Annotated in this window: 23 protein-coding genes, 1 pseudogene and 1 riboswitch; of the genes and pseudogenes, 13 read left to right on the top strand and 11 right to left on the bottom strand. The window is 39.9% G+C overall.

The window, feature by feature from the left end; genetic code table 11:
• Window positions 1-436: 436 nt before the first annotated feature.
• Together ACJZU6_RS18350 and ACJZU6_RS18345 are read right to left on the bottom strand one after the other, a co-directional pair.
• Window positions 437-982 carry a hypothetical protein gene (locus tag ACJZU6_RS18350; RefSeq protein WP_232574621.1) on the bottom strand — a complete coding sequence of 182 codons (546 nt, stop codon included), beginning with the start codon at window positions 980-982 and terminating at the stop codon, window positions 437-439.
• A gap of 514 nt (window positions 983-1,496) precedes the next feature.
• On the bottom strand, window positions 1,497-1,997 hold the full coding sequence (locus tag ACJZU6_RS18345; protein WP_408901034.1) for a DUF4365 domain-containing protein: 501 nt from the start codon (window positions 1,995-1,997) through the stop codon (window positions 1,497-1,499).
• 439 nt (window positions 1,998-2,436) lie between these two features.
• Window positions 2,437-2,537, top strand: a riboswitch (TPP riboswitch).
• 107 nt (window positions 2,538-2,644) lie between these two features.
• Between ACJZU6_RS18345 and thiD the strand changes: the two genes are divergently transcribed.
• The 7 genes and pseudogenes from thiD (at window position 2,645) to thiE (ending at window position 8,286) form a co-directional block, all read left to right on the top strand.
• A complete protein-coding gene (gene thiD, locus ACJZU6_RS18340; RefSeq protein WP_408901033.1) occupies window positions 2,645-3,487 on the top strand; it encodes a bifunctional hydroxymethylpyrimidine kinase/phosphomethylpyrimidine kinase in 843 nt (280 codons plus the stop codon).
• Window positions 3,477-4,244: an ABC transporter ATP-binding protein gene (locus ACJZU6_RS18335; RefSeq protein ID WP_408901032.1), complete on the top strand. Its 768-nt coding sequence runs from the start codon at window positions 3,477-3,479 to the stop codon at window positions 4,242-4,244. The genes thiD and ACJZU6_RS18335 overlap by 11 nt, the downstream gene beginning before the upstream one ends.
• Window positions 4,245-4,314: 70 nt before the next feature.
• Window positions 4,315-5,040, top strand: a pseudogene (locus ACJZU6_RS18330) (ABC transporter permease); the annotation flags it as partial.
• A 64-nt stretch (window positions 5,041-5,104) separates the two neighbouring features.
• Window positions 5,105-6,067, top strand: a complete 963-nt coding sequence (locus ACJZU6_RS18325; protein ID WP_370738012.1) for an ABC transporter substrate-binding protein — start codon at window positions 5,105-5,107, stop codon at window positions 6,065-6,067.
• An 11-nt stretch (window positions 6,068-6,078) separates the two neighbouring features.
• Window positions 6,079-6,792: a thiaminase II gene (tenA, locus tag ACJZU6_RS18320; RefSeq protein WP_408901031.1), complete on the top strand. Its 714-nt coding sequence runs from the start codon at window positions 6,079-6,081 to the stop codon at window positions 6,790-6,792.
• Complete coding sequence (thiM, locus tag ACJZU6_RS18315) at window positions 6,785-7,618, top strand: hydroxyethylthiazole kinase (protein WP_408901030.1); 834 nt, start codon at window positions 6,785-6,787, stop codon at window positions 7,616-7,618. The genes tenA and thiM overlap by 8 nt, the downstream gene beginning before the upstream one ends.
• A complete protein-coding gene (thiE, locus tag ACJZU6_RS18310; RefSeq protein ID WP_408901029.1) occupies window positions 7,615-8,286 on the top strand; it encodes a thiamine phosphate synthase in 672 nt (223 codons plus the stop codon). Before thiM ends, thiE begins: the two co-directional genes overlap by 4 nt.
• A gap of 109 nt (window positions 8,287-8,395) precedes the next feature.
• Here thiE and ACJZU6_RS18305 read toward each other — a convergent pair whose 3' ends face one another.
• Window positions 8,396-8,716 (bottom strand): YkgJ family cysteine cluster protein, encoded by a 321-nt coding sequence (locus ACJZU6_RS18305; RefSeq protein ID WP_080156117.1) that lies wholly within the window; start codon window positions 8,714-8,716, stop codon window positions 8,396-8,398.
• Window positions 8,717-8,955: 239 nt separating this feature from the next.
• Between ACJZU6_RS18305 and ACJZU6_RS18300 the strand changes: the two genes are divergently transcribed.
• Together ACJZU6_RS18300 and ACJZU6_RS18295 are read left to right on the top strand one after the other, a co-directional pair.
• Window positions 8,956-9,603 carry a MarC family protein gene (locus ACJZU6_RS18300; protein WP_408901028.1) on the top strand — a complete coding sequence of 216 codons (648 nt, stop codon included), beginning with the start codon at window positions 8,956-8,958 and terminating at the stop codon, window positions 9,601-9,603.
• A 211-nt stretch (window positions 9,604-9,814) separates the two neighbouring features.
• Window positions 9,815-11,419 (top strand): ABC-F family ATPase, encoded by a 1,605-nt coding sequence (locus ACJZU6_RS18295; protein ID WP_080156119.1) that lies wholly within the window; start codon window positions 9,815-9,817, stop codon window positions 11,417-11,419.
• A gap of 153 nt (window positions 11,420-11,572) precedes the next feature.
• On the opposite strand, the gene ACJZU6_RS18290 is transcribed toward ACJZU6_RS18295, so the two are convergent.
• Window positions 11,573-12,547 carry a Gfo/Idh/MocA family protein gene (locus ACJZU6_RS18290; protein ID WP_408901027.1) on the bottom strand — a complete coding sequence of 325 codons (975 nt, stop codon included), beginning with the start codon at window positions 12,545-12,547 and terminating at the stop codon, window positions 11,573-11,575.
• A 148-nt stretch (window positions 12,548-12,695) separates the two neighbouring features.
• Here ACJZU6_RS18290 and ACJZU6_RS18285 point away from each other — a divergent pair, with 148 nt between their 5' ends.
• The gene (locus ACJZU6_RS18285) at window positions 12,696-13,196 is read left to right on the top strand and encodes a peptidylprolyl isomerase (protein ID WP_408901026.1); all 501 of its coding nucleotides are present in this window, start codon (window positions 12,696-12,698) and stop codon (window positions 13,194-13,196) included.
• A gap of 100 nt (window positions 13,197-13,296) precedes the next feature.
• Here the strand turns inward: ACJZU6_RS18285 and ACJZU6_RS18280 are convergent, their stop codons facing one another.
• The 4 genes from ACJZU6_RS18280 to ACJZU6_RS18265 form a co-directional block, all read right to left on the bottom strand.
• Window positions 13,297-13,665 (bottom strand): DUF3703 domain-containing protein, encoded by a 369-nt coding sequence (locus ACJZU6_RS18280; RefSeq protein WP_408901025.1) that lies wholly within the window; start codon window positions 13,663-13,665, stop codon window positions 13,297-13,299.
• A 58-nt stretch (window positions 13,666-13,723) separates the two neighbouring features.
• Entirely contained in the window at window positions 13,724-14,041 is a 318-nt protein-coding gene (locus ACJZU6_RS18275) for a YbjQ family protein (protein ID WP_107275657.1), read from the bottom strand.
• Window positions 14,042-14,139: 98 nt separating this feature from the next.
• On the bottom strand, window positions 14,140-14,421 hold the full coding sequence (locus tag ACJZU6_RS18270; protein ID WP_080156124.1) for a hypothetical protein: 282 nt from the start codon (window positions 14,419-14,421) through the stop codon (window positions 14,140-14,142).
• A gap of 135 nt (window positions 14,422-14,556) precedes the next feature.
• Window positions 14,557-14,877: a hypothetical protein gene (locus ACJZU6_RS18265; RefSeq protein WP_080156125.1), complete on the bottom strand. Its 321-nt coding sequence runs from the start codon at window positions 14,875-14,877 to the stop codon at window positions 14,557-14,559.
• A 338-nt stretch (window positions 14,878-15,215) separates the two neighbouring features.
• On the opposite strand from ACJZU6_RS18265, the gene ACJZU6_RS18260 reads away from it, so the two are divergent.
• Window positions 15,216-16,337, top strand: coding sequence for a TDT family transporter (locus ACJZU6_RS18260; protein ID WP_408901024.1), 1,122 nt, complete (start codon window positions 15,216-15,218; stop codon window positions 16,335-16,337).
• 70 nt (window positions 16,338-16,407) lie between these two features.
• Here the strand turns inward: ACJZU6_RS18260 and ACJZU6_RS18255 are convergent, their stop codons facing one another.
• Window positions 16,408-17,307 carry a DMT family transporter gene (locus tag ACJZU6_RS18255; protein WP_408901023.1) on the bottom strand — a complete coding sequence of 300 codons (900 nt, stop codon included), beginning with the start codon at window positions 17,305-17,307 and terminating at the stop codon, window positions 16,408-16,410.
• A 221-nt stretch (window positions 17,308-17,528) separates the two neighbouring features.
• Here ACJZU6_RS18255 and ACJZU6_RS18250 point away from each other — a divergent pair, with 221 nt between their 5' ends.
• Window positions 17,529-18,995 carry a C69 family dipeptidase gene (locus ACJZU6_RS18250; protein WP_408901022.1) on the top strand — a complete coding sequence of 489 codons (1,467 nt, stop codon included), beginning with the start codon at window positions 17,529-17,531 and terminating at the stop codon, window positions 18,993-18,995.
• A gap of 217 nt (window positions 18,996-19,212) precedes the next feature.
• Entirely contained in the window at window positions 19,213-20,346 is a 1,134-nt protein-coding gene (locus ACJZU6_RS18245) for a cupin domain-containing protein (protein WP_107275663.1), read from the top strand.
• A gap of 69 nt (window positions 20,347-20,415) precedes the next feature.
• Here the strand turns inward: ACJZU6_RS18245 and ACJZU6_RS18240 are convergent, their stop codons facing one another.
• Window positions 20,416-21,090, bottom strand: coding sequence for a DUF3313 domain-containing protein (locus tag ACJZU6_RS18240; protein ID WP_107275688.1), 675 nt, complete (start codon window positions 21,088-21,090; stop codon window positions 20,416-20,418).
• Window positions 21,091-21,362: 272 nt separating this feature from the next.
• A complete protein-coding gene (locus ACJZU6_RS18235; protein WP_408901021.1) occupies window positions 21,363-22,475 on the bottom strand; it encodes an NADH:flavin oxidoreductase in 1,113 nt (370 codons plus the stop codon).
• Between the last annotated feature and the right edge of the window lie 172 nt (window positions 22,476-22,647).

Here is a 22,647-nt window from a genome sequence, read left to right as displayed (position 1 = left end):
AATCCCGATAGTAATCACAAAATCGGATACTTGCCATCTAGTTTCCGGGCTTTCTACTAGTAGTCGTCAGAGAACATAGGACAGCCATATCTTTATTTTAAAAACTCAACGCGCGGTTAGTAGATTCCCTATCGCCCTCGCGGGCATTAAAACAGTCGAGTCCCATCTATGTTCGATTTGAAAAAATGATGGTCGTTGAACCATTAACACTTTTATGGCTGTCCTGTTTTTCGTTTATAGAGTACCGTCAGAATTGATCAAAATGGATTACGAAAATTATGGGTGTCCTATATTTTTTCTTTGATTGGTTGACGCAAGGATAACGCTCGACTTCTTTTCAGCATCACCCTTCGTGATATTCGCAATATTTGCTTATATAAGGCCGCTTGGGCTTGTCCAACACTTCGAATAGGTGTCGGCTGCGCGACACATATTGTTATTTGTTAGAAATTTTGATCCACCCAGATTTATTATATTGCCATGCAACCCACTTATAGGGAACCGCATGCCCCATGATGAACAGAAAGCTTTTATTATTGGATATTTCTTCTGCTACTTTGCTAGCACTGATAATACCATGCAAATAATCAAGCTCTTGAGCTTCAGAAAGCTCATCAGGCGGATATGAAACCACCACCTTTAGATCACAGTTGATCAAAAGAAGATGAGCGACTTCCTGAAACAGACCACTTTTGAAGCTATTTTCATGTTCAAAAGCAATTCGAATACCCGTTAGAAAGCACTGTTCTGGAAAATCCTTTATATAATCATCATTGTCATAGAACACTGAATCTATGTAGTAGTAATCACCATTATAACAATTAAGGCCAAGTTTCTCTGCGACCCCTTTAACAATTGAATTTTGAGAGTGAATTATCAAGTGCGAATAAGCTTTATTGTCACACCACGCTCTTTCTATGTCATCGTTTCGCTCTTCAACAACATCACACCAATAACTAAAAAACTTATCCGCTAACACCATAATTACCTCAAATTTGCTAACAACTTGCCCAAATTTGTTCTTTGAACACGCGCCCGTATTTATCTTGTAATAATATAAGAATCATTATAAATCAGTTACATTTTTAGTTATCAATCCCGATAGTAATCACAAAATCGGGTACTTGCCATCTAGTTTCGGGGTTTCGACTAATAGTCGTCAGCAGAACATCAGAGAACATAGGACAGCCATATGTTTATATTTATGGCTGTCCTGTCTTTCGTTGTCCATGCTGTCAGCATGCCATGCAATTGGCGGGGATTTTTCGATCCAGATAAAAACGTAAAATAATAAGGATAATGGTATTAACGCATAATAATTAAAGAGGATCTAATTATAAATCAATGAATTAAATTGATTGGTTAACGCCAAGGATAACGCTCGACTTCTTTTCAGCACCACCCTTCATAATATTCACAACATTTACTTATAAAGCCGATCGGGCTTATCCAACACTTCGGATAGGTGTCGGCTGCACGACACATATCCTTATGTGTTAGACGAAATCTGCCAAAGTTATTTTTTCACGAGTTCCAAGCTTCTTTTGTTGAATATATTCAATATAACTACGAATATGCGGCCAATTTATTTCAGATAACTTATTAGTCCGAGGGATATGAACTGTCATTGTCTCATTTTCTTGATTAGGTTCATCAACTTGACTAAGTAACTGCCAATAAGCACAGTTCTCATCTGCGATATATTTGACGATCATTACAACTTGCAATTTATTTATTAGCAAATTATATGTAGACAAATTTAAGCGTACTTTTTCACAGGTTTCATCTGCGTTTTTAGTAGAAGTTCCAGACGCTTTCAGTTGAACTAAAATTTCTCGTCCCGAAGCAAAACCCTCATCGTAGATGCTTACTATTAAATCAATGCCATAATCAGACTCAGGTTCAGTAGTTTCCCACCCCCTAGGTAAACATTGTTGAAAATACATATTTGAATCTCTTTCAAGACAATGAGATTCTGGCCTTTGTGGTAATTTCATTCAATTCCTCTTAACTTATAATTTCGCCTAACAACTTATTATATTAACAACTTGCCCGAATTTGTTCTTTGAACATGCGCCCGTATTTATCTCGCAATAATATAAAAATCATTATAAATCAGATACATTTTTAGTTGTTAATCCCGATAGTAATCACAAAATCGGGCACTTACTATCTAGAACATAGGGCAACCATATCTATACTTTAAAAATTAAACGCACGGTTAGTAGATTCCCTATCGCCCTCATGGGCATTAAAACAGTCGTGCCCCATTTGAAAAAATGACGATCGTTGATACATAAAAAACCACACTCCATCACAACGATTAAATATTCACCAAATTAATATGTTATGTGTTAACAATCTCGCGTAGTATTCGTAACGTGTTATTTCTTAATAAAATAGAGTGACAATTAAATTATTCTGAATTAGGATAATTGCCATTAGTCGGGGGGCGTTAAGCTGAGATCACTGTAATGGTGGGACCCGTTGAACCTGAACCAGTTAACACTGGCGGAGGGAACTAACTATCAACGGATTATCAACGTTAATAGATGCAAGCTAAGTCAACTGCACACTCTCATAGCGCAGTTTACACTTCCTGCTTGATAACTTGTTCCTGATGCTAGCGCGTAAGGAATGAAGTATGTCACACACCCCATCATCGCATCACACAACTACCCCTATTGTATTGACGATTGCAGGATCAGACAGTGGCGGCGGCGCGGGTATTCAAGCTGATATTAAAGCCATTTCAGCAACAGGTAGTTATGCTTGCTCGGTTATTACGGCGATTACCGCTCAAAATACGCAAGGCGTTAGCGGCATACTAGCCATTCCTCTTGATATGGTTGAGCAACAGCTGGACGCCGTATTCAGCGATTTAAATATTCAAGCCGTCAAAATTGGCATGCTCGCCGACAGTGATATTATTCAGCTGGTTGCGGCTAAAATTCGTCATTACCAACCACCATTTTTAGTCATTGATCCAGTGATGGTTGCCACAAGCGGTGATGTATTATTACAACAACATGCCATTACTACCCTCAAAACAGAATTACTGCCACTGGCTGATATTATTACCCCTAACCTACCAGAAGCTGCTGCATTAACAGGTTTAGACATTCCACAATCACTGGCTGATATGCAAGCGATGATCAGTGCGTTACGGGAGATTAATCCTCATGCAGTGTTACTCAAAGGGGGGCATTTAGAACAAAGTAGTGATAGCACTGATTTACTCATTCTCGCCACTGACGTTATTGAGCTCACTACCTCTCGTATTAACACCAACAACACTCACGGCACGGGTTGTACCCTATCTGCGGCTATCGCATCTTATTTAGCTCAAGACAATGATCTTACAACGGCAACTACCTTGGCTAAACGCTACATTACTGCCGCCATAACCGCTGCCGATGAACTCAATATCGGTCATGGTCACGGCCCTGTGAATCACTTTTTTGCAGGTCATCATCATGTCCGTTGATCTGGAAATCACCATTACTAATGGCAGTTTACGCTATCACTCAACGAAAAATGACCAGCAAAATAACGCGGTAATTGAAAATCTTAATCTAACTATTGCCGCCAATAAATGGACTTGTCTGGTGGGAAAAAGTGGCTGTGGTAAAAGCACCCTAATCAAGTTTTTAGCCGGATTACTCAACGAAAGTACTCAATGGCAAGGTCAACTGACGATTTCAGACAATCAGCCTTTAACAGGACGAGTCGCTTATATGGCGCAACAAGATCTGTTATTGCCTTGGTTAACGGTATTAGACAATGTTTGTATTAGCAGTAAGTTCGGTCATCACGATTCAATACCCAATTTAAAACAACGGGCAATGACATTATTAGAACACGTTGGTTTAGCAGATAAACATCAACTACTACCACAACAATTATCGGGTGGTATGCGCCAGCGAGTCGCCCTTGCGAGAACACTGTTACAAGACCAACCGATTGTATTGATGGATGAGCCGTTTTCAGCACTCGATGCAGTCACCCGTTATCGCCTCCAAGATCTGTTTGTGAAATTACTCAAGCACAAAACCGTGGTGCTGATAACTCATGATCCTCAAGAAGCAATTCGATTAAGTGATCAGCTGTATATTTTGCAAGGCGAGCCCGCTTTTGCGACTGCGCTATCGTTACCCACATCATTACCACCACGGCGCTTTGATGCTGAATCAGCCAGCCACCAGCAACGTATTTTTGACATATTGGCACACGATCATGACTGATATTACCCGTTTAATCGCTACCAAATCGCCGTATCAACAACGGCACCCACAGCGTGAACTTGCAACACCGATACGATTACTGATCAGTATTAGCGTGCTACTTGGATTATGGCAACTCACCGTAATGGTGTTTCACTTACCGAGCTTTATTTTACCGCCGCCATTGGCTGTAGCGCAGCGGTTAGTCTCCCGCTATGACGTTCTGTTAAGCAATACATGGGTGACCAGCCAAGAGATCATTCTAGGGCTGATACTCGGTTTATCATTAGGGCTATTTTTTGCCTTACAAATGCTGCTGTTTAAGCCCGTTAAACGATGGTTATTACCATTACTGATTGCCAGTCAAGCCATCCCTGTGTTTGCTATCGCTCCGGTATTAATGCTGTGGTTAGGCTATGGCATTGGTTCTAAAGTAGTAATGGCAGCGTTAATTATCTTTTTCCCTGTCACCACATGCTGTTATGACGGCTTACGCAATACCCCCACCGGTTACCTTGAATTATCCGCCACCATGGGCGCGACTAAATGGCAACAGCTTAAATATATTCGCTTTCCTGCTGCTTTACCTGCCCTTGCTTCTGGCATTCGAGTTGCGGTGGTGATTGCCCCGATTGGCGCAGTCGCTGGCGAATGGGTGGGCGCGAGCGAAGGCTTAGGCTATTTAATGCTCCAAGCCAATGCACGAATGATGATTGATGAAATGTTCGCAGCGCTATTTATTTTATCGCTGTTATCAATATCGCTGTATTTCATCACGGACAGATTATTAAAGCGCCTGATCCCGTGGCAACCGTAAACCCCGCTTAAATAGAAAAATGTAACCAGTACTCATTTAATACTTAATATTTAAAGGATCTATTGTGAAACGTATTTTGTTAATTACTTCAACAATGTTATTGCTGTTTGGCCTATCGGTGAGTGCAGAAGCTGCAACCGCTTCCCAAAAGCTCACCAAAGTAAGCCTAATGCTTGATTGGTTTGTTAACCCAAATCATGGTCCGATTATTATTGCTCAAGAACGCGGGTATTTTAAACAGCATGGAATCGAGGTTGATATTCAGCAACCTGCCGATCCATCATTACCACCGAAATTAGTCGCCGCCAATAAAATCGATCTTGCCGTTTCTTATCAACCCAATTTAACGATTGATGTCGCTGCTGGTTTACCTTTAATTAAAACCGCCACTCTGATTGCGACACCGCTTAATACATTAATGGTACTAAAGAAAAGTGGCATTACTGATTTATCACAGCTGAAAGGTAAAACCATTGGTATTTCAGTCGCAGGTAATGAAGATGCAACTATTGGCACCATGCTGGCTGATCACGGAGTGAAACTAAGCGATGTCAATATCGTTAATGTCGGCTGGGCGCTATCATCTTCATTAGCATCAGGGAAAGTTGATGCTATTTGGGGCGGATTACGTAACTTTGAAACCAATCAACTAGCACTAGAAGGCTACCCGACTACGTCCTTTTTCCCTGAAGAGAACGGTATTCCTAGTTATGATGAATTGATCTTTGTTGCCAACAGCAAACATTATAACCGCCAAGCGATCACCGCTTTTAATACTGCTATCGCACAAGCAACCACCTATATCATCAATCACCCAGATGCAGCATGGAAACAGTTTATTCAATACGCCCCCGATACGTTAGATAACAAGCTTAACCATAATGCATGGAACGATACGTTAACGCGGTTTGCTTTGCGTCCTGCGGCTGTTGATTTTAAACGCTACGATGATTACGCCCAATTTCTATTTAAACACCACGTTATAACGCAACTGCCCCAAGCCAAAAATTATATTGGCAGCTTCTAAGGAGAGATCACATGACATACCAAGATTTAATTGATGCTTGCCAACCTCAGTGGACGACTTATACCCAGCATCCATTTGTGATGCAACTTGGCCAAGGCACACTACCTCACCATTGTTTTATGCATTATTTAAAGCAAGATTTTTTATTCTTAAAACAATATGCACGCGCTTATGCGTTAGCGATTTATAAAGCTCGTACTTTAGCTGATATGCGCCGTGCATTACCAAGTGTGGCTGCTTTGCTTGATCATGAAATTGCTCACCATATTGATTACTGTGGTGCTTGGCATTTAACCGAACAAGATATGGAACAAGAGCCAGAAGATGTCGCAACAGTCGCTTACACCCGTTATGTATTAGATGCAGGTATGCAAGGGGATATCATTGATTTATACGTTGCTCTTGCGCCGTGTGCGATTGGCTATGCGGAAATTGGCAACTTACTGGCTAATGATACAAAAACTCTGTTTGACAACAATCCCTACCATAGCTGGATTGCATTATATAGCGGTGAAGAGTACCAACAAGGAGTTGCCACCGCGACGGTATACCTTAATAACCTCCTTGCGGAAATTTCGCTACACAGTCAACGAGGTCAACAACTGGTTCAAACCTTTAAAGTCGCAACCGAAATGGAAATAGCCTTCTGGCAACAAGGGCTCAATGCCGGAACTAGCAACACAAGGGCTATTAACCATAAATCAGGAGTTGTCGATAATGCATAACTCATCACAACACACAGCGACTTCAGCTTCATTAACTGAAAGCATTATCACTGCACTAGCGCTGGTCAGAGAACAAAAACCATTAGTGGTTAATATCACCAATTATGTAGTGATGAATAATACTGCCAACGCCTTATTAGCCATTGGCGCGTCACCTATTATGGCGCACTCACGTCAAGAAATGGCTGAGATGATGCACATTGCAGGATCATTAGTGATCAATATTGGCACCCTTGATAATGAATGGATTGAACGGATGCTATTTGCCGTTGAACAAGCTAATGCCAATAATAAGCCGATAGTGTTAGATCCTGTCGGCTGTGGCGCAAGTGTATTACGCACCCAAACTGCCCGCACTCTGGCAGCGAATGCCAATAATCTGATCATTCGTGGTAATGCATCTGAAATTATTGCCCTTGCAGGTGAAGCCAGCCAAACCAAAGGCGTTGATGCGCTTGATAGCAGCGATACCGCATTAGCCGCCGCACAAGCATTAGTCGCACAATACCAAGCTAATGTGGTTATCTCAGGTGAAGTTGATTATGTAGTGACAGCGTCACAGACCATCAGCCTTAGCAATGGTCACCACATGATGCCTTATGTCACTGGTATGGGCTGTTCATTAACCGCATTAACAGGTGCATTTGCGGCTGTTGGAGAAACTTCAGGGCTGGCAGCTACTGCAATCTATGCCATTGTCGGTGAAATCGCCGCCGAGCAATCAGCAGGCCCGGCATCATTACAACTCAATATTATTGATGGTTTATATCACATCAGTGCCGAGCAAATTCAGCAGCGACTAAATATGGCAGTAGTAACGTCATGATAACCCGCAATCACAATCCTTACTTATTGTATTTAGTGACTGACGATCAGCAGAGCCTCAGCAGACTTGAACATGTTGTCCGTGAAGCCGTTGAGGGTGGTGTAACAATGGTACAAATTCGTGAAAAACACGGTGATGTACGGGCATTTATTCAGCGTGCTCAAACCGTTAAAGCGATTCTGCAACAGGCTTATACGGCAACAGGTCGTCATATCCCCTTAATCATTAATGATCGAGTAGATGTTGCCTTAGCGGTGGATGCTGATGGGGTACATTTAGGCCAAACGGATATGCCTGTTGCACTGGCGCGACAACTATTAGGTAAAGATAAACTGCTTGGACTGTCAATTGAAACAGAGCAGCAACTCATCGATTGTGCCAGTCTACCGATAGATTACATTGGACTTAGCGCTATTTTTGCAACAGCGACTAAAACCAATCTGATCACTCATTGGGGATTGGAAGGTCTGCAACGTACAGCAGCAATATGCCCATTTCCGATTGTGGCGATTGGTGGCATTAATCACACTAATTTGACTGAAGTGATGACAGCAGGAGCTGATGGGGTTGCGATTGTTTCAGCAATAAGTCATGCCGACAATCCTTGCCAAGCGACAACAGAAATATTAGCTGCTATAAGCACGAATAAACAACATCAAAATAAATAGAATAACGTTAGTTTCTACAATAAATATAAATAACAAACAATAATCAAGGTAGCTGAATATACCTTGGTTATTGTTTGAAAGATTATATAAAATAGCGATCGACTTACTTTTAATCTTGCTGTGGTGCTCGTGGTGGCATTGTTGCTCGTTCAATACTGCACTCATACGAGCCCATTTCAAACTCACGGCAAATCCACGGTCGATTTTCATAAATAGTACAAAGCAAAGTATCGCGATCAACAGCGGCACACCAGCCATCGTCAAGGCGTAGCATCACTTCACCGCCCCACTCATCAATATCAATGTATTCTTCAGGTACACCTGTGTCTGTAATGATCATTACTTCCAAACGGCAACAGCATGCTTGGCAAGTACTGCAAGTCATGGTTGGATCAGGTTCAGTGCTTATATTGGTTATATCTATGGTCATATTTATCATCGCCATGTTTTCTTGCGCGCATAGTAACGCAAACCTTTATTAAAAACACGGACATCATAGTAATGACTTATATCGCTATTCATTCAAAATGTAGTATAAAAATAAATATCCCCCCTATTTTAGTGATTACTTTTATATTATTCACTTCCTATATAGATTTACGTTCATAACCTAAAAATCCATGCTATTGTAATAAAATCAATAACAAATTTTTAACCAAAAGGATGGTTATGCACGATATTACTACAATGACAGTCACGGTATTTATGGGTTTCTTTGCCATGATGAATCCAATTGCCAATACCGCTGTTTTTGTCGGCATGACAGGAAGTCAAACGCCAGAGCAACGTAAAAAGACCGCCTACAAAGCCCTTACCGCCGCTTTTTTTATCATCGCCACCTTCTGTCTTTTAGGTAAAGGGATCTTTGAATTATTCAGTATTACCCTACCAGCTCTACGATTATCCGGCGGTATTTTAGTCTTTCTAGTCGGCTATCATATGTTACAAGGTGATAGTTCAAAAATGCATTCTGAATCGAAAACTGATGATACTAACGACGAAAAAGACATTTCTATTTCGCCACTGGCATTACCGATTCTTGCAGGCCCAGGTACTATTGCGACAGCGATGAATTACTCAGCATCAGGTTCATTTCTACATACGATCATTACAATTGTAGCTTTTGCGACCTTATGTTTAATCACTCTCGTATGCTTTCTTTATGGTCCGAAACTGATCGATAAAGTCGGTGAAGCGGGGATCACAATTACTACACGTCTAATGGGGTTAATTTTAACGGTTATCGGTATGCAAATGTTAATTCAAGGCGTACATGATGCTTTCTTATTGTTTGATACTGCTAACTTAGCGAAATAATCCACTTAAATTCATCACCCTTCCTCTTGATAACAGCCTTAGTCTTTCTTTTTACAAGGCTGTTATCTTACATTGGTTACATTTTCGCCCTCGACATTTACAAACAAACTTCTGTATAATGCGCCCCCTTACACATCATCTCTGTTTTCGTGCGTCTTCTTTTGGCTGTTACTGCCAAAAAATCATCGAATAAAACTGCTAGGAATACCTCTTGATATCTACCGCAAACATTACAATGCAATTTGGTGCTGAACCATTATTTGAAAATATTTCAGCTAAATTTGGTAACGGTAACCGCTATGGCCTTATCGGTGCTAATGGTTGCGGCAAATCAACCTTTATGAAAATTCTTAGCGGTGCGCTTACACCAAGTGCAGGCAACGTGTCTATCTCTCAAGGACAACGTTTAGGTACCCTAAGCCAAGACCAGTTTGCATTTGAGCAATACACGGTTGTGGACGCGGTTATCATGGGTGATGCTGCATTATGGAAAGTAAAACAAGAACGTGACCGTATTTATTCTCTGCCAGAAATGACAGAAGAAGACGGCATGGCTGTGGCTGAACTTGAAAGCGAATTTGCTGAAATGGATGGCTATACGGCAGAAAGTCGTGCCGGACAGTTACTTATTGATGCGGGTATTGATGAAGAACTGCATTACGGTTTAATGTCACAAGTAGCGCCAGGTTGGAAATTGCGTGTGTTATTAGCACAGGCATTGTTCTCAAACCCTGATATTTTGCTACTTGACGAACCAACAAACAACTTGGACATTCACACTATTAACTGGCTTGCAGGCGAGTTAAACCAGCGTAAATGTACCATGATCATTATTTCTCACGACCGTCACTTCCTAAACTCTGTGTGTACTCACATGGCAGATATCGACTACGGTGAGCTACGTATTTACCCAGGTAACTACGAGAAATTCATTGAAGCATCAACGCTAATTCAAGAGCAACTATTATCTGAAAATGCGAAGAAAAGTGCTGAAATCAATGAGCTACAAGATTTCGTAAACCGTTTTGGTGCCAATGCTTCAAAAGCAAAACAAGCAAGCTCTCGTGCTAAGAAAATGGATAAAATCAAGCTTGATGAAGTGAAGTCTTCAAGCCGCTTAAAGCCATCATTACAGTTCAAGCCGGGTAAAGCACTTTACCGTCAGGCGTTGATTTTAGAAGAACTGGCTCATGGCTTTGATGGCGAAACCTTATTTGAAGGTGGCGACTTAATCCTAGATGCGGGCTCTAAATTAGCTATCATCGGTGAAAACGGCGTTGGTAAAACAACCATGCTACGTTGTTTAGTCAATGAACTAAAACACAACCATGGTGTTATCAAGTGGTCTGAAAATGCTTCTATCGGCTATTGCCCTCAAGATAGCTCATCTGAGTTTAACAATGATTTAGGTATCTTTGATTGGATTTCGCAATGGCGTACAAAAGATCATGATGATCTCGCCGTACGTAGCATTCTAGGTCGTTTATTGTTTACTGCTGATGATATTAACAAGAAAGTAAAAAACTGTTCTGGTGGTGAGAAAAACCGTCTATTATTTGGCAAACTAATGATGCTAAATATTAACGTTCTGGTTATGGACGAACCAACAAACCACATGGATATGGAAGCAATTGAAGCGCTAAATAACGCCTTAAAAGTGTACGAAGGTACGTTAATCTTTGTTAGCCATGACCGTGAATTCGTCTCATCGCTAGCAACACGTATTATTGATATTCGCGATAAAAAAGTGGTTAACTTCCACGGCACATTTGACGAATACATGTCAAACCTTGCCCTTGAAGAAAAAGTCGCTTAATAACGCTGATCAGCAAGTTATGCCATTGGTATAACTTGCTGTATTTCTTTCATTACTTTTACTGCTTTTGTTACTTTTACTTTAATAAAACTTATTTAGTTACACATCGCGCACAAAGTGACAACGTCACTCATTGAAGTACATCCTATCATACTAGCTTGCTACTATCTGTGACATTACCCATCCAGTATGAGCTGCCGTTACGCCTGTCGATGGATGCAGTTTACCCTCTAGCAACTGTTTACGCATATTATCCACATGATACAACTGAATATTAGTGGGATTTTCAATCACGATCTGCTGTTGTTTATCGGCGGTGATCACCTCTATTGGCGCTTCATCAAATACTGAAAAATGTATTTCGCCTTGGCTACCATATATCACTACTTTATCTTGGCGCGAATGACCACCAAAATTCCAACTACCACAGCCCGTCACCCCATTTGTATGTAACCAGCATGCACTCACAGCATCTAATGCAGTATACAAGTGCTGTTGATTAATGCCTACGCCTTTTACTGTTGCAAAATCACCTAACAAATACGCGAACAAATCTAATCCGTGACTCGCAAGATCATCAAAATATCCACCAGCAGCAATCATTTTATCGGTGCGCCAATTGTATTGTTGTGAAAGATCCATTGGATTTGCGGGTTTATTCAAATGCCAACTGATATGACGTATATCGCCAATATCACCATTTTCAAGCAACTGTTTTACATGATTAAAACGCGGTAAGGAACGACGATAGTACGCAACAAACAAAGGTATTTCTGCCGTTTCAAATGCTTCAACAATAGATTGGCAATCGGCATAACTGGGAGCAAGAGGTTTTTCAACACAACAAATCTTCCCCGCTTGTGCAACTTTTAACGCTAACTCCTTATGGCTATCAGGAGGAGTTGCGATATAAACCGCATCAATCGAAGGATCATTAATTAACGCATCAGCATCCACATAAACCGTCGCGATATTATGTCGCGTTGCGTAATCATGAGCTAAGGCTTGGTCGCGACGTGTAACCGCCGCTAAGGTGAAATTTTCCACTTTATGGTAAGCAGGACCACTTTTCACTTCGGTTACTGCACCACAGCCAATTATGCCCCAACGGATCATGTTCGTGTTCATTATCTGAGTCCTTTTGATTTTCTTTATAGCGTTTGTCTATTAAAAATAGCGAATTCCAACGATAACCAGCATATATAATCTGTGTTAACTACAGTTTATGATATAAATTACGTATACTGCGAGCAACCATCTTAACTAGATAATCCTCATGACTAGTATTACTTTGATCACCAATGTCGGCAATATCGATATCAACCTTAATAAACAAAAAGCCCCTGTTACTGTACGTAACTTTATTCAGTATTGTCGTGATGGTTTTTATAACGATACGATATTTCACCGTGTTATTAATGGCTTTATGATTCAAGGTGGTGGTCATACTGCTGATTTAATCGAAAAGCCAACTCGTGATCCCATTGTAAATGAAGCAAATCGTGGCCTTAAAAACACGTTAGGCACCATTGCAATGGCCCGCACTGATGCACCGCACTCAGCAACCGCACAATTTTTTATCAATCTCACGGATAACGATTGTCTTGATTACACAGCAACAACTAATAATGGCTGGGGATATACGGTTTTTGGTGATGTGACAGCCGGAATGGATGTGGTCAATCATATCGCGCAAGTAAAGACCACAACGATGCAAGGGCATGAAGATGTTCCATGTGAAGCTATCGTTATCAATCAAGTGATCATTAACGAATAATGAGTGACATTTCGTATAATTAACTGATTGTATTGATAGATAAAGGGATAAAGAGGGAGCGTATGATGATTATCACCGCTCCTACTATTACTGTAGTTAATTAGCGCGATAACGATTTTGTTTTTAGAATAATCTCAGCGTGTTCTGCTGATATCGGCATCACTTTTAACGCATGTACATTACTGCCACCGGTGTTACCAATTGGCGCGCTATCAATAGCAGTTAAACATACAGCGCCAATAATGCGCACCAACTGGCCAGTAATTTCTTTAAAATCACGCTGTCTTAATGCCCAACACAACATTAAGTAATGTACCTTTACATGCCAATATGTGGATTCTTGCCCAAGTACATGTGCATTTTCTAAATGTCGAAATGCCGCCGCTACATCACCTTTTTTCTGAGCACGATACGAACGCATCATTTCTCTTTTAATATAAGGTGCGATATTGTGACTAAAATTACTCATTGTCCCTCCGAGTCATTATTCATCCTTAAATAATTAGCCTACAATGGTTGTTTTATTATTATGGTTGCAATGTTACTGCTGTACCAAATGCTAATAGTTCACACGAACCGTCCATGATTGCACTGGTTGTAAAGCGAATACCGACAACAGCATCTGCACCTAATGCTGCGGCATCCTCTTCTAACCGTGTCATCGCTTGGCTACGAGCTTCATTAAACATCTCGGTATATCCTTTCAGCTCACCACCAATAATCGTTTTTAAACCTGCCATAATGTCACGGCCGATATGCTTTGATTGCACAACATTACCCGTAACTACACCCAGTATAGCGGTAATCTCATGCCCAGGAACGGTTTCAGTTGTTGAAAAAATCATTTTGTGAAACTCCTCTTAAAATCACGCACTCAATATTCATCAATAAAATACACGATCATGCTCAATCACCACCTATTTTGTACTGATTGAGCATAATATTATCTCTTGTTAGTGATGGCCTTATACCCACAGATAAGCAAGTTAATCATGGCTGTAATAACATTAGAGTTATTGTATTCTTCCATTACATAAATAAAGTTAGACTTAAAATGCGCAACCGCTTCTGCGCTAGTGTCAGCAAAAATCACATCATCCTCAATCTCAAACCCGGCTGCCAATAATTGTTGTTTCTGCGTTATAAATTGCTTATCCGCCATATCTAAATAGGTAAATTTCTCGCGATTTGAATGCGGTAAACAAAAAAACTGATATTTAGCCATCACATATTCACTGCTATCATTGATTATTCATTAATAGCATATTTTCATCACTAAAAACGTATTTTTCATTACACTATTTTGATTTATCGCACAAAAAATAATAACGCTATAAATTTAATAAATAAGCAGTTGTTTTTATAAATCACTACAACTGCATGTTACAGCCGGAAGATAAGTCATTTTATTATCACGGAATAACATCATTGCAGTATTTATTATGGCTAAGATATCATTCTCATTTTTAGTTAATGGCTGCTCATAAACCCAACCACCACAGCCATACCCCACAAGTGGCAAGCTTTTACTGTCTATCGATTGATCTTCAGCGATCTCTATAACAATAGTGGTCGAGGTTGATGATAAGCACCATGAATAACCTTGTACTTCCCCATAACCTGTTATTTTTGAATCAATATTAATCTCACCACAATAGTTTTCATTGTTTATTTTAATCATTATCTTGGCCTACTTTTATTATTAACTCAGAGTATAGAGCGCATCATGTTTACTATCATAAGGAACTTTAAATACAAAAAATAACAAAATATCAATTTATAAGTATGCAAAAACAACCACAGACTTTAAGTTAAACTTAACCTATCTTTATTTATATTCAAATTTACAAAATAAAAAATAGCGCTATAGTTTATATATCGTTGAATAAACATAACAATACAACTGCTGTAGTTGATCTTTATATCGATATTTAAAGATAGAGGTAATGTCATATCTCATCTAAAAAGATAAATCCTATACGCTATTAATCAATGACACTTTCATTAAAAAGTATATTTATGTCCACAAATAAACAACAAATCGAGCTACAAAAAGAGATGGGACCTAATTGGTTTGCATCCGTTATGGGCACTGGTATTATCGCCAATGCAGCTGTAGGTTTACCTTTTATAGGCAAAGACTTAGTAGGATTTGCAACCGTCGTTTGGTTAATTGCTTTTGCAATGCTGATCGTTATGACTATCGTAAAAACTTACCAAACAATTTCTAAACCCCATATCATTAAACGTCAATTTAACGATCCAGTGATGTCCCAATTCTTTGGTGCACCACCGATGGCATTTCTCACCGTTGCTGGCGGTACGTTATTATTAGGCCCTCACCTTTTCGGACAACATCTAGCCCTAAATATTGCTTGGCCACTCTTTTGGATTGGTACTATCAGCGGCATTATCACGGCCATTATTATTCCTTACCGTTTATTTACTCATAATGAAGTTCATGACGATGCCGCTTTTGGGGGGTGGTTAATGCCCGTTGTTCCGCCAATGGTATCAGCGACTATTGGCTCAATGTTCTTATCCCACATGACGCATTCTGCAGCACAACAAAGCTTACTTTATGGCATGTATGCCTGTTTCGGTATGAGTTTAATGGCGTCAGTAATTATTATTACTTTGATCTGGAGCCGTTTAGCACACGCAGGTACGTCAGGTAGTGCTCGTGTGCCAACGCTATGGATTGTATTAGGACCTCTAGGTCAATCAATTACTGCGGCGGGTTGTCTGGGTACAGCGGCGATGTTTACTGTCAATGAGCCTATTGCGAGTGCAATGAATGTGATGGCAATTTTATATGGCGTGCCTATTTGGGGCTTTGCTATGTTATGGTTCTGTGTCGCAGCATTATTAACCCTACGTGCTATGCGCCGTAAAATGCCATTTGCATTAACATGGTGGGCTTTTACCTTCCCCGTAGGTACATGTGTAACAGGCACAACACAATTAGCACTTCATACTGGTTTACCTGCTTTTCAATGGGCGTCAATTATTCTGTTCGCCTTCTTGATTTTAGCATGGGTCACCGCTGCTTTAGGAACATGCAAAGGCTTTAAACACGGTAAGATTTTTAATAATCCAACCGCTGTAGTGCATATTAAATCGAAAAAAGGCAATAACTGATAGTCAGCACATCCTGTGATATTTAATGGTTATTAATTACATATCACAGGATTATTTGAACAACAGGAACTTAGGCTGCCGTTACTTTATTAGCACGTAAGCTTCCAATAACATTCACTAATGCACCTATGACTATCATCGTTCCTCCCGCTAACGTCCATGCTGACGGCACTTCACTAAAGACTAACCAACCTAAAATGATCGAGAACACCACTTGAATATAAGAATACGCGGTTGCTTTACTTGCCACTTCTACTTTCATCGCTTTGGTTAAGCCCACTTGACCAAACTGGGTAAAAATACCTACAAATAGCAGTAAGAAAAAGGCTTCTTTGGTTGGCATAACAAAATCATCGCCCAGTAATAGCACTGATAATGGCAGGGCAATCAATGGGAAATAAAGAATAATTACCGAACTATCTTCCGTGCTACTCAACCGCTTCACAATAATATAAGACACCCCACTACCAAATGCCCCTAGCAGTGCAATACCAATACTAAATAATGGTAACTGCTGAACATGATCTAACGTCAGTCCTGGCCCCACCATCAGTAATAACCCCATAATTGAGCACAATATACAAATAATGGTACTTATATGGATTTTTTCTTTAAGGAAAAGGATCGCTAACACCGCCGTAAAAACAGGATTAAGGTACTGTAAAATGGTTGCTTCGGCTAAAGGTAGCGTTGAGACCGCATAATATACACAAATTAATGACAATGAACCTGTAATACCACGGGTGAGTAATAGCTTGCGATTATTACCCCAGATATCAATCCGTTTACGTTTAACATCAGCGTAGCTAATCAGCAGTGATACCACTGCACGCGCAGCAACAATTTCAAACACCGGAATACCATAAGTATGGACTAATTTCACACAGCTCGACATTAATGCAAAGGCAAACGCTGACATCAGCATATATCTGACGCCAACAGGTATTTTATTCAAAGAAAAATTGGGCATAGGAAGCAGTTCATTAACATAAACGACCATTTTATGAAAATAAACCTCAACCTCGCAAGTGTTATATCACTCACCACCTTTTATGATTTGAATTATTATATTGGTGCTTACGGCTGAAAAATGAACTGAAAATTAACAAGATGAGATTGTCATTACTGATATGGTCATTTATTCCAACAAGCATAAAATAAAAATCAATTTTATAAACTTAATTAACGACCATGAAAAAACTACCTTTATTAGCATGTGCAATTGCCAGTTTACTTGGTACTCAAGCGGCAAGTGCGTGTACCACTCTGCTTGTTGGTGATCAAGCTTCAACCAATGGTGCCTATTACATGGCACGTAATGAAGACTATAAAGCAATCTGGGCGAAACACTTTGTTCTTCACCCCCATGCAGTAAATCAAAAAGGCGAATTCCATTCCAATACTGATGGTTTTACTTATCCTTACCCTAAAGTGTCATTGGCTTATACATCAATGCAGGATTGGGATACTCATGATAAAACCATGGGTGAAGTGGGTTTAAACTCAGCAGGTGTAGGGATTACATCGACCGAAAGTCTGACTAACCGAAAAGCCGCACTAGCCGTCGACCCTTATAATGTTAAAAATGGTATTAATGAAGATTCAATCGAAAATGTGATTTTACCTCGTATTCACAGTGCTAAAGAAGGCGTTGAGTTACTAGGTAAAATCATTGAAGAGCGAGGAGCATCACAAGGCTTTGGGGTTGGATTTATTGATAAAACCGGAATTTGGTATTTAGAAACAGGCAGTGGTCACCAATGGATGGCACGTAAAATTCCTAAAGATGCTTATTTCATTTCAGGTAACCAGTCACGTTTAAAACAATATCTACCGAATAACAGTGATTATCTCGCCTCTCCAACATTAGTTTCTTTTGCTGAACAACATGGTTTGTATGTTGCAAAAGCTAATCAACCTTTTGATTTCCATGATGCTTATGCCACCACTGGCGGCCAAGAAAATATCACTTATAACTACCCTCGCGTATGGATTGCACAACATATTCTAAACCCAAGCCTTAAAACACAAATTGATCGCGACCAACCAAACTACCCTGTCTTCTTAACACCGACACATAAAATCTCCCTTCAAAAAGTGGAAGAAATTATGCGTAATCATTACCAAGGCACTGCGATGGACCCATATGCAAATGCGGATCCACTCGGTCACTATCGTCCAATTTCAGTATTCCGTTGTGCTGAATCACATATCATTGAAGTACGTCCAAACCTACCGATTGCGATTGGTGAAACAGAATACATTAACCTGGGTATGACTGCGCTTGGGGTTTACATTCCTTTCTATCAAGGAACCACTGAAATTCCATATGGTTATGATATCGGTACAGATGTCGCGAGTAATGGTTCTATCTTCTGGGATATGCGTAAACTACAAACCTTAGGTATGGCGAATTGGAAACAAAACGAACCTATTATTCGTGCTGCCTACGATAAATACGAAACTGATACTGCTATTGCTCAGAAAATAATGGAACAAAAATACCTTAGCCTTTATAAGCAGCATCCAGAACAAGCGACAGCTTTAATTAATAAATTTGAAAAAACTGCCACAGATAATGCATTAAAAGTTACCAATGAATTGTTTACGACACTAACTCAAAAAGCAGATATGGCGTCACACTTCGCAGGGGCATAACCTGAAACGTAACCTAATGTATAGTTTGAAATAGCATTAAACCTTAGTACTTATTTAACCTTTAAAAGCGTCATTGTTGGCGCTTTTTTGTTACATTCAGCAAGGGCTCATGCTTGATCTTAATCTTCCCCACCCGCGCCCCCATCAAAAACAAATCATATCCCCACTAACGGATTACGTTATAATCACCATCCAGCTCAACAATAAATAGAATAATATGTACCAATTGACGTTTTCATTTGAAGAATTTCTTGCCGAGTTTTGGCAAAAGAAACCCACCATTATCAAAGGCGGTTTTAAAAACTTTGTCGATCCTATTTCAGCAGATGAACTCGCTGGACTGGCAATGGAAGAAGAAGTTGATTCGCGTTATATCGCTAAATTAGCCGACACTTGGGATGTGCGTCATGGACCGCTGACTTTTGATGATACACCCGCAGATAATTGGTCATTCATTGTTCAAGCGGCAAACCATTGGCATGAAGGTGCTGCGCAACTGATCACTCCATTTCGTCAGTTACCCGGTTGGTTACTAGACGATCTAATGATCAGCTACTCAACCCCTGGCGGTGGTGTTGGCCCTCATATCGATCAATATGATGTATTCATTACTCAAGGTTCAGGTAAGCGTCATTGGCGCGTGGGCCCTAAAAAAGACGATTACGAAGAAGAATGTCGTCATCCTGCATTACGTCAAATAAAAGGTTTTGAGCCAATTATTGACGATATTTTAGAACCTGGTGATATTTTATATATTCCGCCAGGTTTCCCGCATGATGGCTACGCAATTGAAACATCAATGAGTTTTTCCGTAGGCTTCCGTTCACCAAAGAAACAAGAACTATTGAGCAGTTATGCCGACTTTGTGATTGCGAATGATATTGGTGATGTGCACTACCATAATCCAGCATTACCAGCTCGTGCTAACAACGGTGCTATTTTGGCAGAAGAAGCCAAAGATCTAGAAAACATGATGCGTAGTGTGCTGGATCACCCACAATTATTAAAACAATGGTTAGGTGAGCATCTAACACAAAATCGTCATGAACTTGATGTAATGGCATCTGAGCCGCCATGGCAAAATAACGAGACTTATCAGTTCTTAGAAGACGGTGAAGCATTTAAACGTATTGGTGGTTTACGTGCGTTTTATCATCCCGACCAAGCTCATATTGTTTATATTAATGGCGAGCAATATCAATTACCGCCAGAGTGTGCTGATGCCGCTAAATTATTGTGTGATGAAGAACAAATCACTCATGCACAATTAGGCGAACAACTTGATAACCCAGCATTTTTAGCCATGTTAACCCAGCTAATTAATATTGGTTATTGGTATCCTGTTGAATAACTAAATTAAAAAAAGCGGCTATTAATGAATGTTAATCGCCGCTCTTTTATTATTGTTTATATTAGACAATTACTGTTTATATTGCGCCAAAGTCAGAGATAATCGCTTTACCCACCAATTAATTGCATCTTTAATATCATCAGAAGAATCAATCATCGTACTCAAGTCTTTATTGCCGCTTTTACGATCAATCGCCGCCATAATTGGCTCACCAGTTGTCGCATCACTGATCAATATTTCCATTGACGCTGAACCAACATTGGTATGCTCACCTGTAAGCACTTTTGAAATGGTTGAGATCCCCAACCCTACAGGTAATACGCTACTTGTGATCGCTAAAATAGGATTAGGTGTTTGCACATTGGTGATCGCAATCGTCACCCGTAATGTTTTAGGTTGTGGCTTTTCAACAACGGTTAGCTTTGTATTTAGCGATTTTAACTGATTGATAAAGTAATCTTTTATCATAATAATGTCAGCTTCTGATAAGTGATCACTTTTTTCTTTATCAAGCACGATATACACCTGATCATAAATAATATTATCGTACTGCGCTATTTTACGTTGCAGTGAACGCTGATTAAATATACCCCGTTGTGCCCACACTAAATCAACCCCATCCTTTGGGCCTTGGCGAAAATCTTCAAAGGTTGTAAATGTCTTTGGTTTCACTATTTGGTGATTATTAGCACAACCACCTACACCTAAAATAACGAGCATTAATAACCAAATATTGCTTTTCATTGCTTCACCTTGCATCCATGTAGTGAAAATACAGTACTCCATACTATAAATTAATAATCAACATGATGCAAAGGTAATAGTACTGATCTCTGTTGATTGAGCGGCTCAAAATGAAAATAATTTGTGAGGATCTCTGTTAATGATAAATAACACCAAACGTTCACAAATATTCATTTTAGGTTATCTCTTCAACCAAACGCATCCAATAATACCAGTAAAAAAAAGCTAACACATAGGTTAGCTCTTTTTAGTTATTCAAATGAAATCATTAGTTATAAGCGGGCTAATTCTGCTTTGCGAGTTTTATTTGTCACACAGAAATTACCACGACGAGTACGGCACTTTGAACAACGTTCACATTCAACGTCAGCCTTATACCCCTCTAACCAACGTTTAATTAACTTAGGTTCAGACAGTAATGGACGTGATAATGCGAAAAATTCAATACCTGTATTATTCGCCATCGCTTCAATAGCATCAAACTCACTTAAGCCACCAACAGTAATTATTGGCACATCAACATCTTGGCTGATCACATCACCGTATTGGTGGAAGTAACCTTCAGCTTCAATGGTGTAACCGTCGTAAGACTCGCCCACCATAGTGTCAGCCTTGCCATGCACGTTACCTGAAATAATAATCGCATCCACACCAACCGCTGCTAGCTTTTTACAAATAAGACGCGTATCAGCAAACGTTAGTCCACCATCAAAGAATTCAGAGGCAGTTAATTTCACCAAAATCGGAAAATCATCGCCGACTAGCGTTCTAATTTTCGCGTAAATTTCTAATAGAAAGCGCATACGATTATCAAGGCTACCGCCATACTGATCATCACGTTGATTATAATACGGGCTTAGAAACTGGTTAATTAGATAAGTATGTGCCGCATGAATTTCAACACCATCAAACCCCGCATCTTGAGCGCGTTTAGTCGCTAATGCAAAAGCTTCAACAATATAATCAATGTCAGCTTGCGTCATAGCCTGACCTAATGTTTGAGTGCCTTTCTCGCACACCGCACTAGGTGCAAAGATCACCCGCTCGCCAAGGTTGTAAGTAGTTTTAGTGCCACCATAGGCCAGTTGCATCACGATTTTAGAATCGTATTGATGAACAAGATCTGTCAGTTTTTGATATTCTTCGATAAACGAATCGTTATACATCCCCATCATGCCAGCATTGGGTTTTTCTTCTGCGACAATATTTGCATAACCCGTTACGATCAGCCCCACTTCACCTTGTGCAAGCTCTTCATAAATAGCATAAAGCTTATCGGTCATATGGCCATCTTCTGTTGCCATATTTTCCCATGTTGCACTACGAACAAAGCGGTTTTTTAATGCCATGTTGCCAATACGGGCTTCTGTAAATAAAGTACTCAAATCACGTCCTCTTAAATATCATGTCGTCTTATTTTCACCAACGCCATAAAAACAAAAAGAACAGCATTATTGAGCTGTTCTTTTTTATGTGTTGTTATCATAAACGCTAAGCTGACATGAATAATACCGTGACTACATCTAAAAATCTTTAATCTGGATTAAGATAATGTCA

Origin of the sequence: Photobacterium piscicola, assembly GCF_046058925.1 — a bacterium.
Lineage (GTDB): Bacteria > Pseudomonadota > Gammaproteobacteria > Enterobacterales > Vibrionaceae > Photobacterium > Photobacterium piscicola.
Note: the sequence above shows the minus strand (reverse complement) of the source record. Positions and strands in the feature narration are given on the sequence as shown.